We start from the raw sequence: 21,250 nt of genomic DNA on the forward strand, positions 1-21,250 counted from the left end.
ACTATTTGGTACAAAATTGTTTAAAAAAAATTTATTCGAGTATTTTTAAATTCATTTCAATAAGGGAGCGAAATATTTTGGGTGAATCTTCCATGCGTCTGGTCACATGAAGTCCATTCCACAAATTAGTAAGATGCCAGGCTAAAATTTCGGCCTCTTCATTATTTTTTATTTGCCCGGTGGATTGTGCTTTTCTAATTGCTTCTGCAAATACCTGCTGTAAATTTTTAAGAAAACCAACAGAGATCCGTTTTACCTCATTGTCTTTGTCAGAGAGTTGTACCAAAGCATTTCCAAGGTAACATCCACGTTCTTCATCGCAATTGTGTGCTTCAGCTAATTTCAAAAAGAATTGCTTGATGAATTCAATTTGATTATCTGATTTGGAAAGTTGTTCTAGAAAACTGTTATTAAAACCTTCCGCAAACTGTTCAATAGAACGAATATACAATTCACGTTTTCCACCTTTAAAAGCAAGATAGAAACTTCCTTTTCCTATACCCATCGCATTCAGTAGCTCATCCGCAGAAGCAGTATCGTAGCCTTTATCTTTGAAAACATGAATTGCTTTCTCAATAGCCTGATGTTCGTCGAATATTTTAGGTCTCCCTGCCATGGTTTCTTTATTTTGATGAAACAAAGGTATGTAATTGTACCATTCGGTACAAAATAAAATTTACAATATCTTTAATTGATTTTGTCGATTGAATTTAATTTTCCCAGTTGTTTGTTTTTACCCCATACAATATAAACGGAAATAAGCAGAAAGAATATATTGATTCCGATCTGTGAGATTTCTCCACGGGAAATGTGAAAAATTGAAGCTGAAATCATTAATAGGATTACTCCATAAGCCGCATATATTGTGAATCTGGTTTTTGGGTTGATTAGATTTGGCAAAATAAGCCCGATCGCTGCTGCTGCATCAACAATGCCGGTTATAATTACTAATCCTCTGTTTTCAGCAGTCCATGGCCACATTTTAGATAGTTCATCGATAGGTTGAAAGAGTTTCATTGAAGATGCCCAAATTAGAGATGTAGACAGGAAAATTTGTACGGTCCAGAGTGAGATATTTAAAATTTTTGATGTTTTCATTTTATAGTAATTCTTTAAAATTGATGGATCAAAATTACTTACTTTTGTTATCCGAAAATGCTTGCTTTCCAGGTGGATAGCGCTTTCTGATCGGAAAGTAATATAAAAATCAAAGACTTATGTTATCAAAAGGGGGATGTCCTAAAACTATGCTTTCTATCAAGGATGCTTTGGATGCTGTAGAAGGGAAATGGAAATTGCTTATTTTATTTTCTTTATCTGAAAAACCTAAAAGATTTAAAGAACTTTCAAAAGAAGTTATTGGAATAACAGATAAAATGCTATCCAAAGAACTGAAGCTTTTGGAAACGAATAAACTTATCGAAAGGGAAGCTTTTGATACAGTTCCACCAAAAGTGCAATATTCTATTACCGAACACGGTTTGTCCCTTGAAAAGGTGCTGGATGAATTACATTTTTGGGGACTGTCTCATCGGTCAAGAATTCTAAGCGAATGGTAGATGTTTTAAACTGCAGATTATTCGACATCAAAACTCATATATAAAGCCGTTTCTGTAGAATTATTATACAGCTTGGTATTGATTCCTGTTAAGGCAAATCCTGCCCGCTGATAGAATTTTATAGCAGGGTAGTTGGTGTTTTGAGTTTCCAGTTCCACTATTCTGCACTTTAAATTTCTGGCTTCTCTGTTTGCCTTTTTTAGAAGTTGCTTTCCGATATCCTGCCCTCTGAATTTTTCATCGATCAGAATATTTTCTATGTAATAGCTGTTATTCCATTCCCTGAATTCAGCGATCAGCCACCCTACTAATTCATCTTCTTCATAGGCTCCAAAAGAATGTCCCTGTTCTATTATTTCATTGAGTTCAGTGATATCATCAGGACTTGTTTCCCATATCTTTTTATACTGTTGTTTTTTCTCTCTCAACGAAAATTCAAAAGTATTATTCATTTCAATGGCGGAAACTACAAATATGGTATCTGTTTCATATCCATTAAATCCCCAATTGATCGTTGGATTAGATGGGAGTTTTTCCAGTTTTTTAATTTCTATCATGAAAGATTAATGTGAGATTTATTGGTTGGCAATATTATTTTCATAGAAATCAGTAAATCTTTCAAGGAGATCATCAGGATTATTTCTATCAAATTGACCAAACCCTAAAGTCATTATATGTCCTGAGACAAATTGAGAAAATACAGAATTGAAATTTTCAATATAGGTTTCAGCATGCCCCTGCAACTCTATCTCAGCCTCGATCATTTTTGTCCAGTGAGGAGGGTTTTCCTCATTCTTCGAATAAGTAAGATAAGGAAATATAAAAGGAACAAATTTTTGATATTGTTGATGTTTATTGGGATCCAGACTATCATTTGGCCAGACCATGAATTGGTCTAAGCCTAAATTTTGTGATTCTACAACCATAGCAGTTTCATTATTGGCAATTTCTGCGATCGCCTTTTTTTCTTTAAGATAAATGGAAAACCAGGCGAGGTCCCATGCCGTTGCCCCTTTTTGATTGACAAGGTAATAGGGATGGAAAATAGAATCTATTGCAATGAAACCTTGATTGCCAACTGTATTTCTTATAATTTCGGACACCGCTTCTTTATCTGAAATTTGTTGCAGTGGATTACCATTGATAAATCCATAAATGTAATGAGAGTTCCAGTGAGAAGGATCGAATGAAGGTTCATTATCCTCCTCGTGATTAAGTTCTTGTGATAGCATTTTTGTGGTGTTAAATTATTATTAATATCTTATTTATCTAGACTTAAAATCTAATAAGAACATAGTTAACTGCTTTTTAAGTAAATTAAATTTTACTGTAAATTTTTACGTTTAAGCCCTAAAAATTCTAATAAATTAAATTTAGGATGGTAATATTCTTCATTATCATTAAAAACTGCAATTTCAACTTTATCCCTATCAGCTACTACAACTCCAGTATGATCTTTAAAATTTGAAGTAATTTTTTCAAATAAGTCAAGATTCAACATAACTTCAATGATTCTTTGTCCATCGGCAAAATCTTCATATATATTTACAGGTAAAGGATAGTATTTTGTAGAAGACTTTATAAATTGTATAAAAAAATAAGGATCTAAATCTCCAAATTCCATCCCAAACATAAAAGGAACTTCAATCTCTTGTTTTGTGTTAATATTTCCAAAATGACAATGAAAACCGTGAATGAAGTACTTCCAATCTCCTACTTTTCCCTTTTGTTCTTTTCCTTTAAAATGATTAAACATTATAGATGGAAATTTGTGATTAAATCTTATTTTTTTCTTGTGAGCAAACATGAAAACCAATTCTTCACCGAGCTTTCGGTAGTCCTTTGCACAGTTTTCAAAAAACACTTGATTTGCAATAATCTCTTCATCAGTAATCAACTTGACAATGTTGATTTCAGGTTCAATAGTATGAATAGCAATTTGAAAACCTGAAAGTTGCATTCTTAAATCCTTTCCAACATTCTCTCTTAAACCCTGAATAGATTTGTCAAATAATATTTTAAGTTTTTTGTTTCGAGGAATATTTTTGATATAATCAATCGGTGGAAGCTTGTCAATTGATTGAACTTTGATTTCCTCTATTGTTCTTTCCAATAATTCTAAATATTTAATCTATCTCAAATTTAATCAAAATTTCATACTGCAAAACTTTCAAAACCCTTAAATTTGCTTTCAATAAAAATTTACTAGATGCTTAGGAAAATTTCAATTGCGGCACTTACCATGTTGTCCGTAGTTACAATTGATGCTCAGAAGAACAAAAATTCTCAATTAGAAAGACCCAAATTAGTTGTAGGTTTAGTAGTAGACCAGATGCGTTGGGACTACTTGTACCGTTTTTACAGTAAATATGGAAATGACGGTTTCAAAAGATTATTAAATACCGGATATGCATTAAACAATGTTCATATTCCTTATGTTCCAACAATAACAGCTTTAGGACATACTTGTATTTATACAGGATCAGTTCCCGCGATTCATGGGATTGCAGGAAATGACTGGACCGATAAAGAAACAGGAAAAAATGTTTACTGTACAACAGATGAAAGTGTACAACCGGTTGGAACGACCAGTACCAGAATAGGAAGTCATTCCCCAAAAAATCTGTGGTCAACTACAGTTACTGACGAATTAAAACTGGCAACAAATTTCCAGGCAAAAGTAATCGGAGTGTCTTTAAAAGACCGTGCTTCTATTCTTCCCGCAGGACACACCCCAAACGGAGCTTTTTGGTTTGATGATTCTACCGGGAATTTTATTACCAGCAACTGGTATATGAATGATCTGCCACAATGGTTAAAATCTTTCAATTCTCAGAATTTACCTGAAAAGTTAGTTTCTAATGGATGGAATACTTTATTACCTATCAATCAATATACAGAAAGTTCACCTGATAATTCTGCTTGGGAAGGTCTTTTAGGAAGTTCAAAAACACCTACTTTCCCTTACAGTAATTTAGCAAAAGATTATAAAGAGAAAAAAGATAATATCCGATATACACCTTTTGGAAATACCTTGACATTAAAGTTGGCAGAAGCTTCTGTAGATGGTGAAAAACTGGGAAGTGATAATGTCACAGATTTCCTGGCGATCAATCTTGCTTCTACGGACTATGCGGGACATAAATTCGGACCTAACTCTATTGAAGTGGAAGATGTCTATTTAAGATTGGATCAGGATCTTGCAGAATTCTTTAGCTACCTTGATTCTAAAGTAGGAAAAGGAGAATATACCGTTTTCTTATCTGCAGACCATGGTGGAGCTCATTCTGTAGGTTTTTTAGAAGAGCATAAAATTCCAACAGGTTTCTTTGGTGAAAACAGTCAGAAAGATATCAATCAGAAACTGAAAGAAAAATTCGGTGTAGATAAACTGATCAATGCTGTAGACAATTACCAGATTTATTTCGATAGAAAGCTGTTAAAAGAAAACAAGATCGAATTGGATGATGTAAGAGATTTTACCATCAAGGAATTGGAAAATGATCCAACGGTTTTATATGCTGTTTCTGTAGTTGAAGTTCAGGAAGCAACAATTCCGGAACCTATCAAGCAGAGAATTATCAACGGGATCAACAGACAGAGAAGTGGTGATATTCAACTGATATCTCATGATTCTATGCTTCCTTCTTATGCAAAAACTGGAACATCACACAGTGTATGGAACTCTTATGATTCTCATATTCCTTTATTATTTATGGGATGGGGTATTCAGCACGGAGAAAGCAATAAGCCGTACAACATGACAGATATTGCACCTACTGTTTCTTCTTTATTGAAAATCCAATTCCCAAGTGGAAATGTTGGAAATCCTATTACAGAAGTGATAGGTAAATAATCCTTCAGAAAATGTAAATTGTAAAAGCACTCTAAATGGAGTGCTTTTTTTATAAAATCAAGATCTGATCAAGGACTGGATCTCTTTATGGTATTTGCTGTTCTGTTTCCTGATCTTTATGATTAAATAAATAATGATGCCTATAACAGCAGCTCCTAACAGGATAATTCCAATTGTAAGATACTTATATCTGTCTTTTAGTTCCTGGGTTTTCTTTAAAGTTTCTTTATTGTGATTGTCAATTGAATGATTAATAGAACTTAACTCACTTTGTTCTCTTTTAAAACGCATCTCAAAATACTTTCTGTTATAGGTCTGATAGAGATCGGGTTTTCCCATAGCCAGATAGTTTTCCGACATTTCTTTATAGATTCCCTCATTAAGAATAAGGTCTCCCGTATTTTTACAAAGATTTTCAGCCTGAACCAAAAGGTCCAAAGCTTTTTCATTTTCGCGATTTTGCTTAAACATCTCTGCCATACCTTTTAGAGCAAAGGCTTTAAGACTTTTTGCATTTAGCTTTTCAGCATAGTTTACAGATTGTACAAATGCTACATGAGCTTCTTCTCTTTGATTCAAATTAAGATAGCAGTATCCAATATTATAATAAACAATGCTCATATTCGCATAGGTTGTTTTTTTGCTTTTTACTTTTTCAAAATTTTGAATAGATATCAGTAATTTTTCCAGAGCAATTTCGGAATTGGACTGACTTTTATAGATCATTCCCCGGATTGCATAACTTCTAGCCGTTTCAATATATTTTTCAGGAGTGTCTTCTTGAAGCTGCGCTAAATAATGATCAGCTTCATCAAGTGTTTCAAGACTTTTACTGAAAAGTTCCATTTGTTGATACTGTATTCCTACAGACACGAGTACACTGATTTGTGTTTTTAAATCATTTGTTTTTTGAGCCAGATCCTTTGCTTTAAGAATGTATTGTAAAGATTCGTCGAAGTTTCTTTTCGCAATATTGGCCGTTGACAATAATAGATAAATGGTAATGGATTGATTAATATCCTTTTCTTCTTTTAGTAATTTTTTTCCTATCATAATTGCATTGTCAGGATTGTCATAAATCTCAAGACGTGCTTTTTTGATCAGGGAATCATCAGAAATTTTCTGTCCATATAAAAAAAATGGCGGGATCAGTAATAAAAGGATGATTATAGTGAGCTTCATGACATTTTGTTTTTAGTGATTTCCTGAATGTAAGAATTGGGAGACATTCCCGTAACCGACTTAAATACTGTGGTAAAAGCACTGTGTGACGAAAATCCCGAAAACTCTGCCAGATAACTTACTTTATAATGAAGAAAAGCAGGATCTGTTTTTAATAGATGAGCAATATGATTGATTCTTAATTCGTTAATATATCCATTGAAATTTTTCCCTTTGCTATTGTTAATCACTTCAGAAAGGTATTTTGTATTCACACCCATTTGCGCTGATAGGGTAGAAAGTGACATGCTTTTATTAAGGTAACGATCAGATTGTTCCCAATCATTCAGCTTTTGTAAAATTTCAATTTCTTTCTCTTTTGAAATCTTATTGGAATCTTTTTCTGCAGTTCTATCAATGATAATTTTTTCCTGTTTCTCTTTGTGATAAGTTGCTATTGGAATTGGACGTTCTCTTTTTTTCTGTTTTTCAAAGAAATATACCTGCTTCTTTAAGTCTTTATTTCTTCTTTTTTCTATCAGAAAGTAAACGATCAAGCTTGTTATTGATGATATGAGAACAACAATTAATAGCCATAATTTTTTAGATTGATTTTGTCTCTGAAATTCAAGATTATTGTTCTGATAGGTTTCCACCAATTTTACAATGTAACGTATGCCTTCTTTTTGATTAGAGTCTAATTTGGATTTTATCTCGAGATAAAGCTTATTATATTCGTGGTATTTAGTATCATTATGTAAAGCAAAATAAGTTTTTGCTAAAGACTCATAAATTTTCGATTTTAAATTATTGTAAGGTAGATTTTCAATTTCCAAAAGTCCCTTTTCCAGTTTATCAATGGCCGTTTTATAATTTTCAGTGAGAAAATAATAACGGGATAGATTTTCATAAGCCAATGCAGATAAAAATGGCTGATGAGATTCTTTTTCTAAATTAATGATCACCTGATCAAGGAGAATTTTAGCATCATTATATTTATTTTGTCGCATTAAATAAGAAGCGCGAAAAATTTTATTTTCAAAACCTATCATTCGGTTTTCCTCATTATGAAAATCGATATATTGATCACTTTTATTTAAGTTATCAAAAGCTGTACTATAATTTCTTATAATAGCTGAATTAATGGCTTGTAGCTGGTAAAGTTTAGCAATCGTTATTTTTGATTTTGGACTTTCATTTTTCAGTAATTTAGTATCAGATAAAAGGCTTGAAATGATTTTTTGAGATTGATTATAAAGATCAAGATTCTGATACTGATCGGCCAGGTTATACTCTCCAAATAGCTGCATAAAATAAGAAATATCCCGATCTTTTTCAGTATCATCTTTCTGTGCAGAAGCATTAACAGATTGTACATAATCTCCTTTCATGGCATAAGCCTGTGAAATAATATTCTGTAAAATGATTTTGTGTTCAGTATTTTGGTCACTTATCAATAAGCTTTGAGAATAGCTGATGCAGTCATCAGGGTTTTGATAGAGTTTCTGAAAAGCTTTATCCGCTAAAATGGTAAAGTCAGGACCAGACTGTCCATTGATAAAAATGCAACACGTAAATATAGCCAGTATGAGTATTCTGCTTTTAGCGTTTTTAGTTGAAAATAATTCGTTTTTCTTATGGTTTTCGTCAATCGTCTTAAAATCTGTCTTCAAAGTTGAATTTTTGTAATTTATTGATTTTTAATTGTTTAAATTTTTAATTCTTTTAAATTTCACGAATTATGTAAGTCAAATTCTTTTAAAAAGGTAAATATAATATTAATATTGTTTCCACCAATTCAAAATATTAACACCAAAGAAATATGAGAAAATTTTACAAAATTTCAATGAAAGCTTTATACGCTTGTTTTTTGTGTAACCTGTCCTTTGTGGCAAATGCGCAATTAACGGTAATGGCAACCGGAAATTATACGGTAGGAGCGATCTCCGGTAATGGAGTAGTAAGTATGCATACCAGTGGCGGCGGAATTTTTAAATGGGATGCCGCAAACGGATTATCGCAAATAGGAACGATTTCTAATGGTTATCCAGCTGCAGGAAGAACGATGGTTAATAGTGATGGCTCAAGAATAGCATCCTCTGTAACCAACACAATCACTGGATTTAATGAAGTATCCATCTACAATACAACAAACTCTACATGGACTAATCTGGGCGGGCTTGTGCCTACCGGTTGGGATGGCTCCGTAAGTTCAACCTGGGGAATGAGTACTGATGGAAATACTATTGTAGGACTAGGCTGGATAAGTGCAGCTAACGCACATGCCATAAAATGGAATTCTCAAAATGGAATGGTTGATCTTGGTAGTATGGTTTCCGGAAGAAGTTCAAGAGCAAACGCAGTCAATGAAAATGGAACAGTAATCGTCGGTTGGCAAGATGAAGACGATGGCACAAGAAGTGGTGCAAAATGGGTAAATGGAGTTGAAAGTTATATTACCGACGGTAGTGGAAATAATGTAGGGGAGGCTGGAGACGTTTCTGCTGATGGAAATACAATAATAGGAGCGAGTATGCCCAATCCGTATGTATGGAACAATGCTACGGGTCTCACCTATATAACACATCCTAATTCCTCAGCCTTCTTCAGAGGTGGAGCAACCGGAATTTCCGCTGATGGCGGAACGGTAATAGGCTTTTTCAGGCCATTTGCAGCACCACCAATGTCTGGAGAAGGCTTTATATGGACAGCTGGAGGAGGGAGAATTAATTTAAATGATTATGCCACAAGTTTGGGTATTGCTACCCAAGGTGTAATCATGTCACTGCCTTTGGCTATTTCCAAGGATGGTAAAAAAATAGCAGGAATAGGGACAAATTCTTCTAATCAGATTGTTGCATTTTATCTGGATCTTTCGGAATTCCTATCAACTCATGAAGTGACAAAACAAGTTTCAGGACTATCTATTTATCCTAATCCGGTTAAAGACATCATCTATTTTAAAGGAGTTGGAAAAATTGAAAAAGCTGAAATTTATAATATGGTCGGTCAGAAAATAATGGCCTCTGATGCTGAGGGACATCAAATTGATGTATCATCGTTATCAACGGGGAATTATATACTGCAAATTTTTGTGAGGGGGGAAATCTCACAGAATCTAAAATTCATTAAACAGTAAAGATAAAAATTGGACACTTTTACATGACTTAGGCCAAAAAACTCGCAGAACAATCTGCGAGTTTTATTTTATTATGTTCTTTAATTATTCTTGGTCTTCGGATGCGTCCTCATCCTCATATTGCTCAAGATAGTAACTGAAAGTGAAGTCTTCCATTTGTTCCTCTGCATCTTCAAGAGTCGTCAGTAAATCTTCAAAAATTTCCAACTGATCCACGGTTAAATTCACAAATTCCAGATGGAGAGGCATTTCCAGTTCACCAGTAATAACATCATAGAGTGCATCAAGGTTATCTCCAAAATATTCCGGTAAACTGATCTTTTCTTTTAACTGAGTATAAAAATCCTCATAATCTCCTATATCCGTAAAATCTATATATACTGTTTTCATATTAAGTTGAATTTCCAATTTTTATTTTTTAAAAAAGTTTTACATTTTGGGCAGAAATCAATTTCCTCATCTGTAGGATTTTTACCTTCTGCACTTCTCATAAAACACTTTTTCTCAGGACAGTGTTTTAGTCCTTGTGTATGACCAATTTCATGAATAGCAATTTTAAAAAGCTGTTCATCGTTTTTTTCTTTATTTAATCTAAAGTTTGAAGCAACACATGCTTTTCCAGGTCTATAACCCAAACCCATGATTCCAAAATCACTTACTTTGCCCTTAGTTGTGCTAATATCTTTTGAGGTTAACCCAATGGTTACAAAACCCTCTTTAGTTTTTTCACTTAGAAATTTGATTATCGAATCTGCTTTATAACGTCTTCTATCATTATAATAGGCATTTTTAGGCAAATCTAAGGGTTCCAAAACTTTTATCTTTGGATAGATTTTCTTTATCTCATTAGTTACAAATTTTACGCTTTCAGGGTTTAAATCTTTAAAAGGCTGAACTAATATGATCATCCCATTGTTTTCCTTTTCTGATATTTGCGGTTTATCCGAACAGGAAAGTATAATTATTGAGAGTATAAATAAGAAAAAACTACTGCTTTTCAAAACTTTTGTAATGGTTTTTAGTCAGGTAAACATCGCCGTTTTTTGTAAAGATAATTCGATCTGCATTTCTGTTTCCACAGCTGTAGTTAACATCTGCTTCAAAATACTGATCACCCTTCGGAAGACCACCTTCTCTGTTACCAAAGTGGTCACCACCAATTGCTCTTCCTGGTAAAACTTCACAAAGATTTCCCTTAGAAGGATTCCAGCCTTGGTTTCGGGCTTCATTTTTTGTCATGTAATAATCTGGAAGTTTATGGTTTTGTTTTACATAAGTAATCACGGTTTTCTCAGCCGTCAACTGATCGATAGTCTGTTGATCCGCTGAATTGGCTGAAGTACTGCTATATTCTACTTTTGGACCCTGAACATCTTTTTTGGGATCCGAAAATTTATTAAATACATACATCACGGACATTCCGAATAAAAGTCCAAGACAGGCAAAAAATAAAGGTCTCATTTTACTATTCATAATTTACAAATTAAGATCGCCATTCTTCAGGAACATCACAAACAGGAATAGGATTTATCTTATGTTGTGCTGCTTTATGCATTCTGTCGAAAATTAAAAATACTTCCTTATCACGTCCTTCATAATCTTCTACAGTCTTGGTTCCATATTCTTTTTGAATTTTTTCAAGCTCAGGATATGTGGCGCCAATTTGTTGTTCGTCCGTTCTTTCGGCATCCCAAAGCCCATCCGTAGGAATAGCCTCCTGAATATTCTTAACCAGATTTAAAGCGGTTGCCAATTTGTAAACCTCGGTTTTATAGAGATCAGCAATAGGAGATACATCGACACCACCGTCACCATATTTCGTATAAAATCCGATTCCAAAATCTTCTACTTTATTTCCTGTTCCACAAACCAATAATCCATTGATCTGCCCATAATAATATAAAGTAAGCATTCTTAAACGAGCCCTTGTATTAGCGAAAGCCAATTTTTCATTGGGATAAAGATCATCTTTTACATCAAAGGTTTTATACAGTTCTTCAAAAGCGGGAGTTAAATTAACAGACATTACTTCTACATTGGGAAATCTCGATTTCAAGTCATTCATATGTTCCCAAGCACGGTTTACCTGATCTTCTTTCTGACGGATCGGCATTTCAATTAATAAGGTTTTCAGCCCTGTCATTGCCGCCAGTGTAGAAACTACCCCAGAATCTACCCCTCCTGAAACTCCAATTACATATCCATTTACTTTTGACTTTTCAGCATACTCTTTTAGCCAGCTTACAATATGATCAATTATTTTTTGTGTCTGCATTATTTATATTTTTAATCTATTCCAAATTCTTTGCGGTATTTTACTACCCCTTTTACATTTTTTAAACCATCTTGTATTAGTTCTATAGCCATTCCATTTTCTTCCGGAATCTCAAAAGGAAAAGTGATTCCAAAATTAGTTGTTTTTTTATATCCAAACTTTGGATAATAATTTTCGTGACCTATTAAAATTACAGATTCATAACCTAATTCTTTTGCGATCTTATGTCCATATTCTATCAGCTTGCTTCCTATTCCTTTACTTTGATATTCAGGTTTTACTGAAACGGGTGCTAATGATAAGGAGCTAAAGATTTCCGAATCACTTCGAATAAAAAGCTTTGTGAAAAGGATATGGCCAACAATTTCGTTGTTTATTTCTGCAACAATAGATAATTCAGGAATGAAAGCATCAGACTTTCTAAGCTTTTCTACTAAAAAATGTTCCTGATGATCACTGTAGTCAGCATCTTTAAATGCCTCTTCTACAAGATTGAAAACCTGAGAATAATCTTTTTCCTGTTCCTGCCTTAAGATCATTAGTTTGAATTGTATTTTTCACGCTTTAATTCATACCAAAAACAAAGTCCATCGGGTTCTTCAAATTCTCCGGTTTTTTCAAATCCTAATTTTTTTAAAACATGAATAGAACCGTCATTTTCACAATGAGCGCATGCATAAATTATCTCTTTATCAAGATCATTAAAACCAAAATCTAAAGACGCCTTTGCAGATTCTACGGCATAACCTTTGCCCCAAAATTCTGGAATAAAACGATAACCTAATTCATAAATATTATTGTAACCATTTATCTCTTTGGTAATAAATTTTAACCCGCTCCATCCAATAAGTAAGTTACTTTCTTTTTCGATCACAGCAAGTCTTCCAACACAAGTATCTTTATATTGCTGCTGGATCATTTTAATTATATTTTCAGATTCTTTAATATCCGTTACAGGAGGTGTACCTACATACTTCACCACTTCCGGGTTGGAGTCGAGAAGAAAAAGGCGCTCAGCATCATGATCTTCGAGCCTTCTTAAAATGAGTCTTTCAGTTTCTAGTTGCATTAGTTTGTTTTTTTTTAAAATTCAATATAAGAAAAGACTTTAAGCAATAGAAAAATGAAAATTTATAATGAAACAAGGTGTTTATTTTATTTTTCATGATGACATTGTGTTTAAATCCGTATTTTCGTACACTTAAATTTCATGTAAAAATAATGAAGATTTTTAGAACTATTGCGCTTTCTTCGATTTTAGTTTTGGCACTTTATTCTTGTAAAAAAGAATCTCAGAACCAATGGAAAGTCGAATTGAAAGATCCTGTTGAAAAAGTAGAACTGACCGATATTTCCAAACAATTCTATGACCAGAGTATTCCATTGGAAAAATTTAAGGCTGAGTTTCCCTGGTTTCAGGGAACGGTTTCTGATGAAGATTTTAGAAAGAGAAGAACAGATGTTGAAGAGATAAAGATCTATAAAGAGGCTGCTTCTAAAATAGATCAGGTGAAACTTCAGAAGGAACTTCAGGAATTGTTTTCACATATAAAATATTATTTTCCAAAATTCAAAAGCCCGAAAGTATATCTTTTTTCATCTGCATTACAGATGATTCAGGATCCTATTTTTTATGACGAAAAAGGAAACCTTTTATTTATAGATATTTCCGGATTTATGGGCGATAAAAATCCTAATTACAAAGGATTAGAAATGTATTTCCAAAAATCAATGAATCCCAATAATATGGTTCCTAAAGTATCCAGAATGTTTGCGGAAAATATTGTTCCTTTTTCTACGGATCATCAGAAATTTATCGATCAGTTAATGTTTAATGGAAAGATAATGATCCTTCAGGATGCGTTTTTACCTGATACTCCGGATTATTTGAAAATGAATTATACCAAACAGCAATATGACTGGGCAGTGGGTAATGAAGGCAATATCTGGAATTATTTTGTGGAAAGTAATTTATTGTTTGGAGATGATCACAGATTAGAAGAACGGTTTATTTCACCGGGGCCTTTTTCCAAGTTTTATACAGATATCGATAATGAATCTTCTCCTCAGATCGGAATTTTTACAGGATGGCAGATATCTAAAAAATACCTACAAGAAAAGCCTGAAACAAAGCTTACAGATTTCCTTAAAATGGATGGCACTGAAATATTTAACCAGTCTGGTTATAAACCAAGTGTAACAAAATAGATCACTTCTAACACCTATATAAGACCTTTTGCGAAACGCAGGGGGTCTTTTTTATTTTTTAACACCTATCAATACAATATGCATGGAAAATTTAATTAAAATCCAAAACTTAAGTTATGGATTCTCTCAAAATAAACTCATTCTTAAAAATGTAAGTTTATCAGTCCCTAGAGGAAGTATTTTTGGCTTTCTTGGAGCCAATGGCGCCGGAAAATCAACTACCATGAAGTTAATGTTGGGAAGTCTTCCTGATGAAAGCAATACGATTGATATTTTTAACCAAAAGTTATCTCAGCTTTATCCTGAAGGGTTTCAAAAAATTGGAAGCTTAATTGACAGTCCTGCTTTTTACGACCACTTATCCGGATGGGATAATCTTGTTATTCTCTCTAAGCTGAGAGGCCTTCCTGATTCAGAATGCGAAAGGGTTTTGAATTTGGTAGATCTTTGGGATAGCAGAAAAATGAAGATGAAAAAATATTCACTCGGAATGAAGCAAAGGTTGGCAATTGCCATGGCGCTTCTTGGAAAACCAGAGCTCTTAATTCTGGATGAACCTGTTAATGGTCTTGACCCCAACGGAATGCTGGAAATTAGGGAGCTGCTTCTAAAGCTTAATAAAGAGCAGGGAATTACGATATTTATTTCAAGTCATTTATTACAGGAAGTTGAAAAGATGGTTACTCATTTGGCTATTATCTCGAATGGTACCATTAAGTTTTCAGGAAGTGTAGAAGAATTAAATAGCCATTACCGCCATAATCATTTACGGATAGGGTTGAATAATGCTGCCAATTTTGTCCAAAGTATTCCTGAGTATTATTCAGCAAAAATAATTGATGCAAACACAATAGAAATAACCGTTCAGTCCAGAGAAGATATTATCAGGCTTAATAAAATGCTGGTGATGAACGAGGCTGAGATTTTTGAGATCAAAAATAGTGCAGGATTGGAAGATTGGTTCATGGAAATAACAAAAAATTAAAAATCAACACAAAATGAAAAAATTATTCATATTGGTCAATACTGAATGGCTAAAGATAAAAGGACTTGGATTGGTTTATTTAGGATTGATCCTAGGTGCTTTAATTCCTCTTATCGGTTTTTTGAATCAAACTTTTAACCCAGTATTTATTACTGCAGAAGATCTTCCAGCCTCCGTTTTTGAAAGCACTATAACCGATACTTTCAAAGCTTTTTCTCTTTTCTTTCTGCTGCTTTACATTATTATTACAGCAAATAGAATTGCTCAGGTGGATCATAAGAATAATGGTTGGCAACTTATGGAAACACAGCCGATCAGTAAATTTCAGCTGTATCTTTCTAAATATATTGTTCTCTTGATCTTAGGCTTTTTGTGTATAGCTTCTTACTTTATATTTAGTATTCTTTTTTCTTTATTGGATTTCTATATTCATCCCAGTGAAACAAAACTGCTTACTTTCGATTTGCTCTGGGTTGTGAAAACATTTACTAGGCTATGTTTCGCGATATTAGGTGTTGCAGCGATTCAACTATGTGTTTCTGTGGCTTTTCCCGGCTTTATTTGGGCTTTTTTAGTGGGGATTCTTGGACTCATTGTTAATATGTATTCTCTGGTTGAAAGAGCAAGTCTTCCATATATTCCATACAATTCCATGTATATTTTAAGTAAATCTCCTAACATAAGAAGTCTTAGTCATTTTGTTACATACAGCGAATATTTAAGCTTGTTTTGGGCGATTGTATTTTTTATAATAGGATATTTCTGGTATCGAGGAAAAAGTTTCAAAACTGCTTTTCTAAAAAGTAAAAAACAAATTATCCTTTCATGCATTTTTGTAATTGTGGTATCTGGGGCATTCTTTATTTTAGAAAAACCAAAAGCTTACTATAGTGAAGGTTCGGGAATTTTGATCAAAGGAAAATTGAGTACAGATCTGAAAATAGACTCCATAAAGATTTTCTCTAAAGATTTTCATAAAAAGATCGGAAGTGCTGCTGTAAGAGATGGGATCTTTTTATGGGAAACAAAACAAGATTTACCATTTGATGAATATAGTCTTGAATTTGGAACTAAAAGAATTGATTTTATGATGGGAGATGGGGATCGATTTGACTTTAATATTCGATGTAACACCATGCATATTCTTTATTATCTTAATTCTAACCGATCTGCAGAACAGGAGTACAAAAATGAGGAAGATGGCTTTGGATCTGAATTTTCTTATGCTGTGGATGGGCAGAAATATAATGATGATCCCATCCAATTTTATAAGCTGGCTCAATCTGACTGGAAAAAGAATATGAAAAGGCTTGAGTATTATACAGATTCCGAGAATCATGCACTTTCTGATGAATATAAAGCATACCGAAAGCAGTTGCTTGCTATTCAATATTTGAATGAGATTAATAATTATAGAAAAATGACTTCCTATGATGATCCTAAATTTGCTCCTCCAGCTTCCTTTCTGACAGAATTAAATACAGGAATTAAAAACCCAACTCTATTATTAAGCAAGAATGATGATTATATTCAATATAAACTTGATCAAATGCTTACTGATAAGGATAGATTATCAAATGCTGACAGTATTCTTTTTATAAAATTAAATACTCTGCCAAATGGAATTAATAAAGATCGTCTTTTAACAAAACATCTTGTTAAAAGTATGGAATTAGAATCTGATAGTCTTTCAAGAAATCAGCTCTTTGCAAAAGAGATTAAAGAATTAAAAGATATTGATTATCAGAAATTGGTTGAATCCAATTTCGAGCAGCTTAATATCTCTCAAAAAGGTGCTCCATTTTTAGATTTAAAACTCCTTGATAATAAAGGAAAAGCTCATCAACTATCTCAATACAGAGGAAAGTATGTGGTCATAGATCTGTGGGCGACATGGTGTGGACCATGTAAACAGATTCGTCCGATATTTGATACCCGAAGTAATCAGTATCGCTATTACAGCAATATTCAGTTTATTTCGATCAGTTTGGATCAGGATAAAACCAAGTGGGTGAATTATTTGAAAACAAAACCGTCGAAAGTGCCACAATATTGGTTATCAGACGCACGAGAGTTTATGAACAAGTATAAGATCCAGACAATTCCAAGATTTATTATCATAGATCCTGATGGAAAAGTTTTCAACCTAAATAGTCCATTTCCTGATGAAGATAATTTCGTAGAAATTTTAGATAAGCTCAAGAAGTATTAACTTTGTGAAAAATTTAAAATTGATATGAGAAAGACTCAGATAACGATAGACGTTGAATTGGATGAAAACCATATTCCTGAATTAATAACCTGGAATGCGCAGGATGGAGGAATTGAAAAGGAAGAGACTAAAGCAACAATGATTTCTGTTTGGGATGAAAAAACAATGGAAGCTTTAAGAATTGACCTTTGGACCAAGGAAATGCCTGTTGATCAGATGAAGATGTTCATCCACCAGATTTTAGTTTCTTTAGGAAATACCTACCAGAGAGCAACCGGAGAAGAGGATGTAGCACAATGGATTGAACAGATTGCAGAAGAGTTTGCCATAAAGTCCGCAATAAAAATGTAAATAAAATTTACCAATATATCAATGTACCAATGTATTTTTAATTGTTAAATTGTTACACTGGTAGATTGTTACATTATAAAAGAAAAATATTATGAATTTCAATACAAAAGTTATACACGGCGGACAACACCATGAGTCTGCAACAGGTTCTGTAAATGTTCCGGTATTTTTAACTTCTACTTTTGCACAAAAAAGTCCTGGAGTGCACTCTGGTTACGAATATTCAAGAGCAGCTAATCCAACAAGACAGGCTTTAGAGGATTCTTTAGCAAGTATCGAAAACGGAGCAAGAGGTCTTGCTTTCGGCTCTGGTCTTGCAGCCATCGACTGTGTTTTAAAATTATTAAATCCCGGTGATGAGGTAATTGCTGTAGATGATTTATATGGTGGAACTTATAGAATGTTCACAAGACTTTTTGAAAAATACCAATTGAAGTTTACTTTCGTAAATTTTGATGATGTTTCTAAAATTGCTGACGTTATCACAGATAATACAAAGCTGATCTGGGTGGAAACACCTACGAATCCTTTGATGAAATTGGTGGATATCAAAGCTGTTGTTGAAATTGCTAAAGGAAAAGATATTCTAGTAGCGGTTGATAATACTTTTGCAACTCCTTATATCCAAAGGCCAATCGACTTGGGTGCTGATATCGTAATGCATTCAGCTACAAAATACTTAGGCGGACATTCTGATGTTATTGCTGGGGCTCTTATCGCTAAAGATGCTGAATTGGGAGAAAAGTTACATTTCATCCAGTTTGCAAGTGGTGGTATATTAGGACCTCATGATTCTTATTTGGTATTAAGAGGAATTAAAACATTGGCATTAAGAATGCAAAGACATTCTGATAATGGGCTTGAAGTAGCAAAATATCTTGAAACTCATCCTGCTGTAGATAGAGTAATTTATCCGGGATTAGAGTCTCACGCACAATATGAATTGGCAAAATCTCAGATGAAAGAAGCTGGCGGAATGGTGTCTTTTACTTTCAAATCTGGAAAAAAAGAAGACGCAATCAAATTCTTAGAAAGAGTAAAAGTTTTCACATTAGCTGAATCTTTAGGTGGAGTAGAGTCTTTAGCCAATCACCCGGCATTAATGACGCATGCTTCTATTCCTGCAGAAAAAAGAGCTGAATTAGGTATCACAGACGATTTGGTTCGTTTAAGTGTTGGTATCGAAGATACAGAAGATCTTATTGGAGATTTAGAAAGAGCTTTTTCTTAAATTAAAAACAATAAATATCCGGTTTTGATCAATGCTTTTTATATTTTGCTTAAAATAGTATGATCAAAAACGGATGTTTTTTTATAAACCAAATCTTAATATGAAAAACACAAGAAAAGCAACCACTGAGGATTTACCTCAGTTATCAGAATTGTTTGATCAATACAGGGTTTTTTATCACAAAGAATCTGATATTCCAAGTGCGGAAAAATTTCTAAAAGAAAGAATTGAATATAAAGAATCTGAACTCTTTGTTGCTGAAACAGAAGGTAAGTTGATAGGATTTGTTCAGCTATATCCTTTATTTTCCTCTACAAGAATGAAACGCTATTGGATATTGAATGATTTATATGTGAATGATTCTTACAGAGGAAAAGGCTATTCTAAGGAATTAATCGAAGAAGCTAAAGAACTATGTAAATCTTCAGGAGCCAGCGGAGTATTGTTGGAAACAGGAAAAAGCAATGATATCGGGAATCAGCTATATCCATCTTGTGGATTTGAATTATATGACTCTGTTAACTTTTATGAATGGAGTAACCCGGATCAATAAAGAATTACTAATTACTTATAACTAATAGAAGTCATATGACCGATTTTCAAAAATACATTCAAAGATATTTAGACCAGATTCCATCCGAAGACTGGATGGGAGAATTAAACAAATCAGGGGAGAAGACTACCGAAATTTATTCTACTCTTACTGAAGAGCAATCTCACTTTGCTTATGGAGAAGGGAAGTGGACATTGAAGGAGTTGCTTCTACATTTATCAGATACAGAAAGAGTGTTTCAGTACAGAATTCTTGCTTTTGCAAGAGGTGAGGAGGCCGCATTGCCAGGATTTGATGAAAATGATTATGCCGCCCGTTCTTTCGCCAATGAAAGAAGTTTAAGTTCCCTTTTAGAAGAATACAAATTGGTAAGAAAATCTTCTCAAATATTACTAGAAACACTTAATCCAAGTGCTTTAGCCAATAAAGGGATTGCCAGCGGAAATGAGATAACGGTTGAAACAATCGGAAGGCTTATTGTTGGACACAATTATCATCATTTGCATATTATTGAGGAAAGGTATTTGCCGAATTTGCTGTAAAACTAAAAGAAAGATTGGTTATAATTAAATTTCAATGATATTCCGGAAAAATTTTTTACTAATACCCCTATTTATTTTTTTTATCTCCCTTTTTTTCAAGGCTTTTAAAGTTGTTGATTTGGGTAAGATGACAGATTACAAATCTGGATTGATTCTTCTTTTTGGGGCAATTAGCTTTCTGGGTGGCGGAATATTAGAGTTTTTTATTTGGACTGCTAATTTATGGTTTTTATTGGCTATTTTGTTTCTGTATAAAAAAGAATATTTTATAGCTATTTTATTTGGATTATTAGCTTCAGCTATATCTTTATCATTTATTTCTTGGAAAGAAATTTTAGTTTCTGAGAATGGCAGAATGGGAGAGATATACAGTTTAGAAATAGGTTATTTTTTATGGCTGTTTTCCATTTTGTTTACGACGATTTCTTCTATTTATTTAAAAATTACGGTTAAAAATAATTGATTTTTCTTTAATTCCCCCCAGGGGGCTTTAGCCAAAACATAATGAAAATTCTTATTTTTGACAAAACAAAAAAATAAAGGTCTTTGGTCTTTTACCTTTATTCTTTCTTCTAAAAAATTAAAATGGAAAACATTATCAATATATTAAAATCCGGTGGAACGATTCTTTACCCCACAGATACTATCTGGGGGATTGGTTGTGACGCGACCAATGTCGAAGCGATCAATAAAATCTTTGATATCAAAAAGCGTGAGAAAAATAAATCCATGATCATTTTAGTGGAGTCTGAGAAAAGACTGCAGGACCTGGTAGATGTTCCGGAGATGGCTTGGGAGATCATTGACTTAAGTGAAAAACCGGTAACAATCGTCTATGAGAATCCAAAAGGCTTACCCAAGGAATTATTAGCAGAAGACGGAAGTATAGGAATCCGTTTAGTGAAAAATGATTTCTGTAAAAAACTGATTACAAAACTGAACAAACCTTTAGTGTCAACATCAGCCAATTTTAGTGGCGATAAAAGCCCATTAAAGTTTTCTGACATTTCCTCAGAAATAATCAATTTGGTTGATTATGCCGTGGAAGAAGATCGAGAAAAGGTTTCTAAGTTTTCAGGATCTTCGGTTATAAAAATATGGAGTGATAATAGAATAAAAGTTCTTCGGGAATAGAAAACAAGATTTTAATTATCTTTGCAGATCATTTAACCATTAGG

General features: G+C 33.4%; 25 protein-coding genes. 12 read left to right on the forward strand and 13 right to left on the reverse strand.

Annotated elements, in window-relative coordinates; genetic code table 11:
- Window positions 1-31: 31 nt before the first annotated feature.
- Window positions 32-616: a TetR/AcrR family transcriptional regulator gene (locus tag NG806_RS20825; RefSeq protein ID WP_261511210.1), complete on the reverse strand. Its 585-nt coding sequence runs from the start codon at window positions 614-616 to the stop codon at window positions 32-34.
- Between the two features lie 71 nt (window positions 617-687).
- Entirely contained in the window at window positions 688-1,098 is a 411-nt protein-coding gene (locus tag NG806_RS20830; protein WP_261511211.1) for a DoxX family protein, read from the reverse strand.
- A gap of 119 nt (window positions 1,099-1,217) precedes the next feature.
- Here NG806_RS20830 and NG806_RS20835 point away from each other — a divergent pair, with 119 nt between their 5' ends.
- The gene (locus NG806_RS20835; RefSeq protein ID WP_214832419.1) at window positions 1,218-1,559 is read left to right on the forward strand and encodes a winged helix-turn-helix transcriptional regulator; all 342 of its coding nucleotides are present in this window, start codon (window positions 1,218-1,220) and stop codon (window positions 1,557-1,559) included.
- Between the two features lie 17 nt (window positions 1,560-1,576).
- Here the strand turns inward: NG806_RS20835 and NG806_RS20840 are convergent, their stop codons facing one another.
- From NG806_RS20840 to NG806_RS20850, 3 genes are all read right to left on the reverse strand, one after another.
- Window positions 1,577-2,116, reverse strand: coding sequence for a GNAT family N-acetyltransferase (locus NG806_RS20840; protein ID WP_261511212.1), 540 nt, complete (start codon window positions 2,114-2,116; stop codon window positions 1,577-1,579).
- An 18-nt stretch (window positions 2,117-2,134) separates the two neighbouring features.
- On the reverse strand, window positions 2,135-2,791 hold the full coding sequence (locus NG806_RS20845; protein WP_261511213.1) for a hypothetical protein: 657 nt from the start codon (window positions 2,789-2,791) through the stop codon (window positions 2,135-2,137).
- Window positions 2,792-2,883: 92 nt separating this feature from the next.
- Window positions 2,884-3,672, reverse strand: coding sequence for a DUF6896 domain-containing protein (locus NG806_RS20850; RefSeq protein WP_261511214.1), 789 nt, complete (start codon window positions 3,670-3,672; stop codon window positions 2,884-2,886).
- A gap of 96 nt (window positions 3,673-3,768) precedes the next feature.
- On the opposite strand from NG806_RS20850, the gene pafA reads away from it, so the two are divergent.
- Window positions 3,769-5,415, forward strand: a complete 1,647-nt coding sequence (gene pafA / locus NG806_RS20855; protein WP_261511215.1) for an alkaline phosphatase PafA — start codon at window positions 3,769-3,771, stop codon at window positions 5,413-5,415.
- Window positions 5,416-5,472: 57 nt separating this feature from the next.
- On the opposite strand, the gene NG806_RS20860 is transcribed toward pafA, so the two are convergent.
- Both NG806_RS20860 and NG806_RS20865 read right to left on the reverse strand, forming a co-directional pair.
- Window positions 5,473-6,597, reverse strand: coding sequence for a tetratricopeptide repeat protein (locus tag NG806_RS20860; protein ID WP_261511216.1), 1,125 nt, complete (start codon window positions 6,595-6,597; stop codon window positions 5,473-5,475).
- Window positions 6,594-8,249, reverse strand: coding sequence for a helix-turn-helix domain-containing protein (locus tag NG806_RS20865; RefSeq protein WP_261511217.1), 1,656 nt, complete (start codon window positions 8,247-8,249; stop codon window positions 6,594-6,596). Before NG806_RS20865 ends, NG806_RS20860 begins: the two co-directional genes overlap by 4 nt.
- A gap of 173 nt (window positions 8,250-8,422) precedes the next feature.
- Between NG806_RS20865 and NG806_RS20870 the strand changes: the two genes are divergently transcribed.
- Window positions 8,423-9,715 carry a T9SS type A sorting domain-containing protein gene (locus NG806_RS20870; protein ID WP_261511218.1) on the forward strand — a complete coding sequence of 431 codons (1,293 nt, stop codon included), beginning with the start codon at window positions 8,423-8,425 and terminating at the stop codon, window positions 9,713-9,715.
- Window positions 9,716-9,799: 84 nt separating this feature from the next.
- Here NG806_RS20870 and NG806_RS20875 read toward each other — a convergent pair whose 3' ends face one another.
- From NG806_RS20875 to NG806_RS20900, 6 genes are all read right to left on the reverse strand, one after another.
- Complete coding sequence (locus NG806_RS20875; RefSeq protein WP_214832395.1) at window positions 9,800-10,105, reverse strand: barstar family protein; 306 nt, start codon at window positions 10,103-10,105, stop codon at window positions 9,800-9,802.
- Window positions 10,102-10,623 carry a matrixin family metalloprotease gene (locus tag NG806_RS20880; protein ID WP_261511219.1) on the reverse strand — a complete coding sequence of 174 codons (522 nt, stop codon included), beginning with the start codon at window positions 10,621-10,623 and terminating at the stop codon, window positions 10,102-10,104. Before NG806_RS20880 ends, NG806_RS20875 begins: the two co-directional genes overlap by 4 nt.
- Window positions 10,624-10,702: 79 nt before the next feature.
- Complete coding sequence (locus NG806_RS20885) at window positions 10,703-11,188, reverse strand: ribonuclease domain-containing protein (protein WP_214832383.1); 486 nt, start codon at window positions 11,186-11,188, stop codon at window positions 10,703-10,705.
- Window positions 11,189-11,198: 10 nt separating this feature from the next.
- Window positions 11,199-11,990: an NAD(+) synthase gene (gene nadE / locus NG806_RS20890; RefSeq protein WP_214832376.1), complete on the reverse strand. Its 792-nt coding sequence runs from the start codon at window positions 11,988-11,990 to the stop codon at window positions 11,199-11,201.
- Window positions 11,991-12,001: 11 nt separating this feature from the next.
- Entirely contained in the window at window positions 12,002-12,529 is a 528-nt protein-coding gene (locus NG806_RS20895) for a GNAT family N-acetyltransferase (protein WP_214832369.1), read from the reverse strand.
- Entirely contained in the window at window positions 12,529-13,059 is a 531-nt protein-coding gene (locus NG806_RS20900) for a GNAT family N-acetyltransferase (protein ID WP_261511220.1), read from the reverse strand. Before NG806_RS20900 ends, NG806_RS20895 begins: the two co-directional genes overlap by 1 nt.
- A gap of 152 nt (window positions 13,060-13,211) precedes the next feature.
- On the opposite strand from NG806_RS20900, the gene gldB reads away from it, so the two are divergent.
- From gldB to NG806_RS20945, 9 genes are all read left to right on the forward strand, one after another.
- Window positions 13,212-14,198, forward strand: coding sequence for a gliding motility lipoprotein GldB (gene gldB / locus NG806_RS20905; protein WP_261511221.1), 987 nt, complete (start codon window positions 13,212-13,214; stop codon window positions 14,196-14,198).
- An 82-nt stretch (window positions 14,199-14,280) separates the two neighbouring features.
- Window positions 14,281-15,183, forward strand: coding sequence for an ABC transporter ATP-binding protein (locus NG806_RS20910; RefSeq protein WP_214832363.1), 903 nt, complete (start codon window positions 14,281-14,283; stop codon window positions 15,181-15,183).
- Window positions 15,184-15,196: 13 nt separating this feature from the next.
- The gene (locus tag NG806_RS20915; RefSeq protein ID WP_261511222.1) at window positions 15,197-17,395 is read left to right on the forward strand and encodes a thioredoxin-like domain-containing protein; all 2,199 of its coding nucleotides are present in this window, start codon (window positions 15,197-15,199) and stop codon (window positions 17,393-17,395) included.
- A gap of 24 nt (window positions 17,396-17,419) precedes the next feature.
- On the forward strand, window positions 17,420-17,746 hold the full coding sequence (gene gldC / locus NG806_RS20920) for a gliding motility protein GldC (RefSeq protein WP_214832359.1): 327 nt from the start codon (window positions 17,420-17,422) through the stop codon (window positions 17,744-17,746).
- Window positions 17,747-17,837: 91 nt separating this feature from the next.
- The gene (locus NG806_RS20925) at window positions 17,838-18,977 is read left to right on the forward strand and encodes a cystathionine gamma-synthase (protein ID WP_261511223.1); all 1,140 of its coding nucleotides are present in this window, start codon (window positions 17,838-17,840) and stop codon (window positions 18,975-18,977) included.
- 100 nt (window positions 18,978-19,077) lie between these two features.
- Window positions 19,078-19,530, forward strand: coding sequence for a GNAT family N-acetyltransferase (locus tag NG806_RS20930; protein WP_261511224.1), 453 nt, complete (start codon window positions 19,078-19,080; stop codon window positions 19,528-19,530).
- 35 nt (window positions 19,531-19,565) lie between these two features.
- Window positions 19,566-20,072: a DinB family protein gene (locus NG806_RS20935; protein WP_214832335.1), complete on the forward strand. Its 507-nt coding sequence runs from the start codon at window positions 19,566-19,568 to the stop codon at window positions 20,070-20,072.
- Window positions 20,073-20,106: 34 nt separating this feature from the next.
- The gene (locus NG806_RS20940) at window positions 20,107-20,535 is read left to right on the forward strand and encodes a hypothetical protein (protein ID WP_261511225.1); all 429 of its coding nucleotides are present in this window, start codon (window positions 20,107-20,109) and stop codon (window positions 20,533-20,535) included.
- A 122-nt stretch (window positions 20,536-20,657) separates the two neighbouring features.
- On the forward strand, window positions 20,658-21,206 hold the full coding sequence (locus tag NG806_RS20945) for an L-threonylcarbamoyladenylate synthase (RefSeq protein ID WP_214832331.1): 549 nt from the start codon (window positions 20,658-20,660) through the stop codon (window positions 21,204-21,206).
- Window positions 21,207-21,250: the final 44 nt, after the last annotated feature.

It is taken from the genome of Chryseobacterium paludis, from assembly GCF_025403485.1.
Lineage (GTDB): Bacteria > Bacteroidota > Bacteroidia > Flavobacteriales > Weeksellaceae > Chryseobacterium > Chryseobacterium paludis.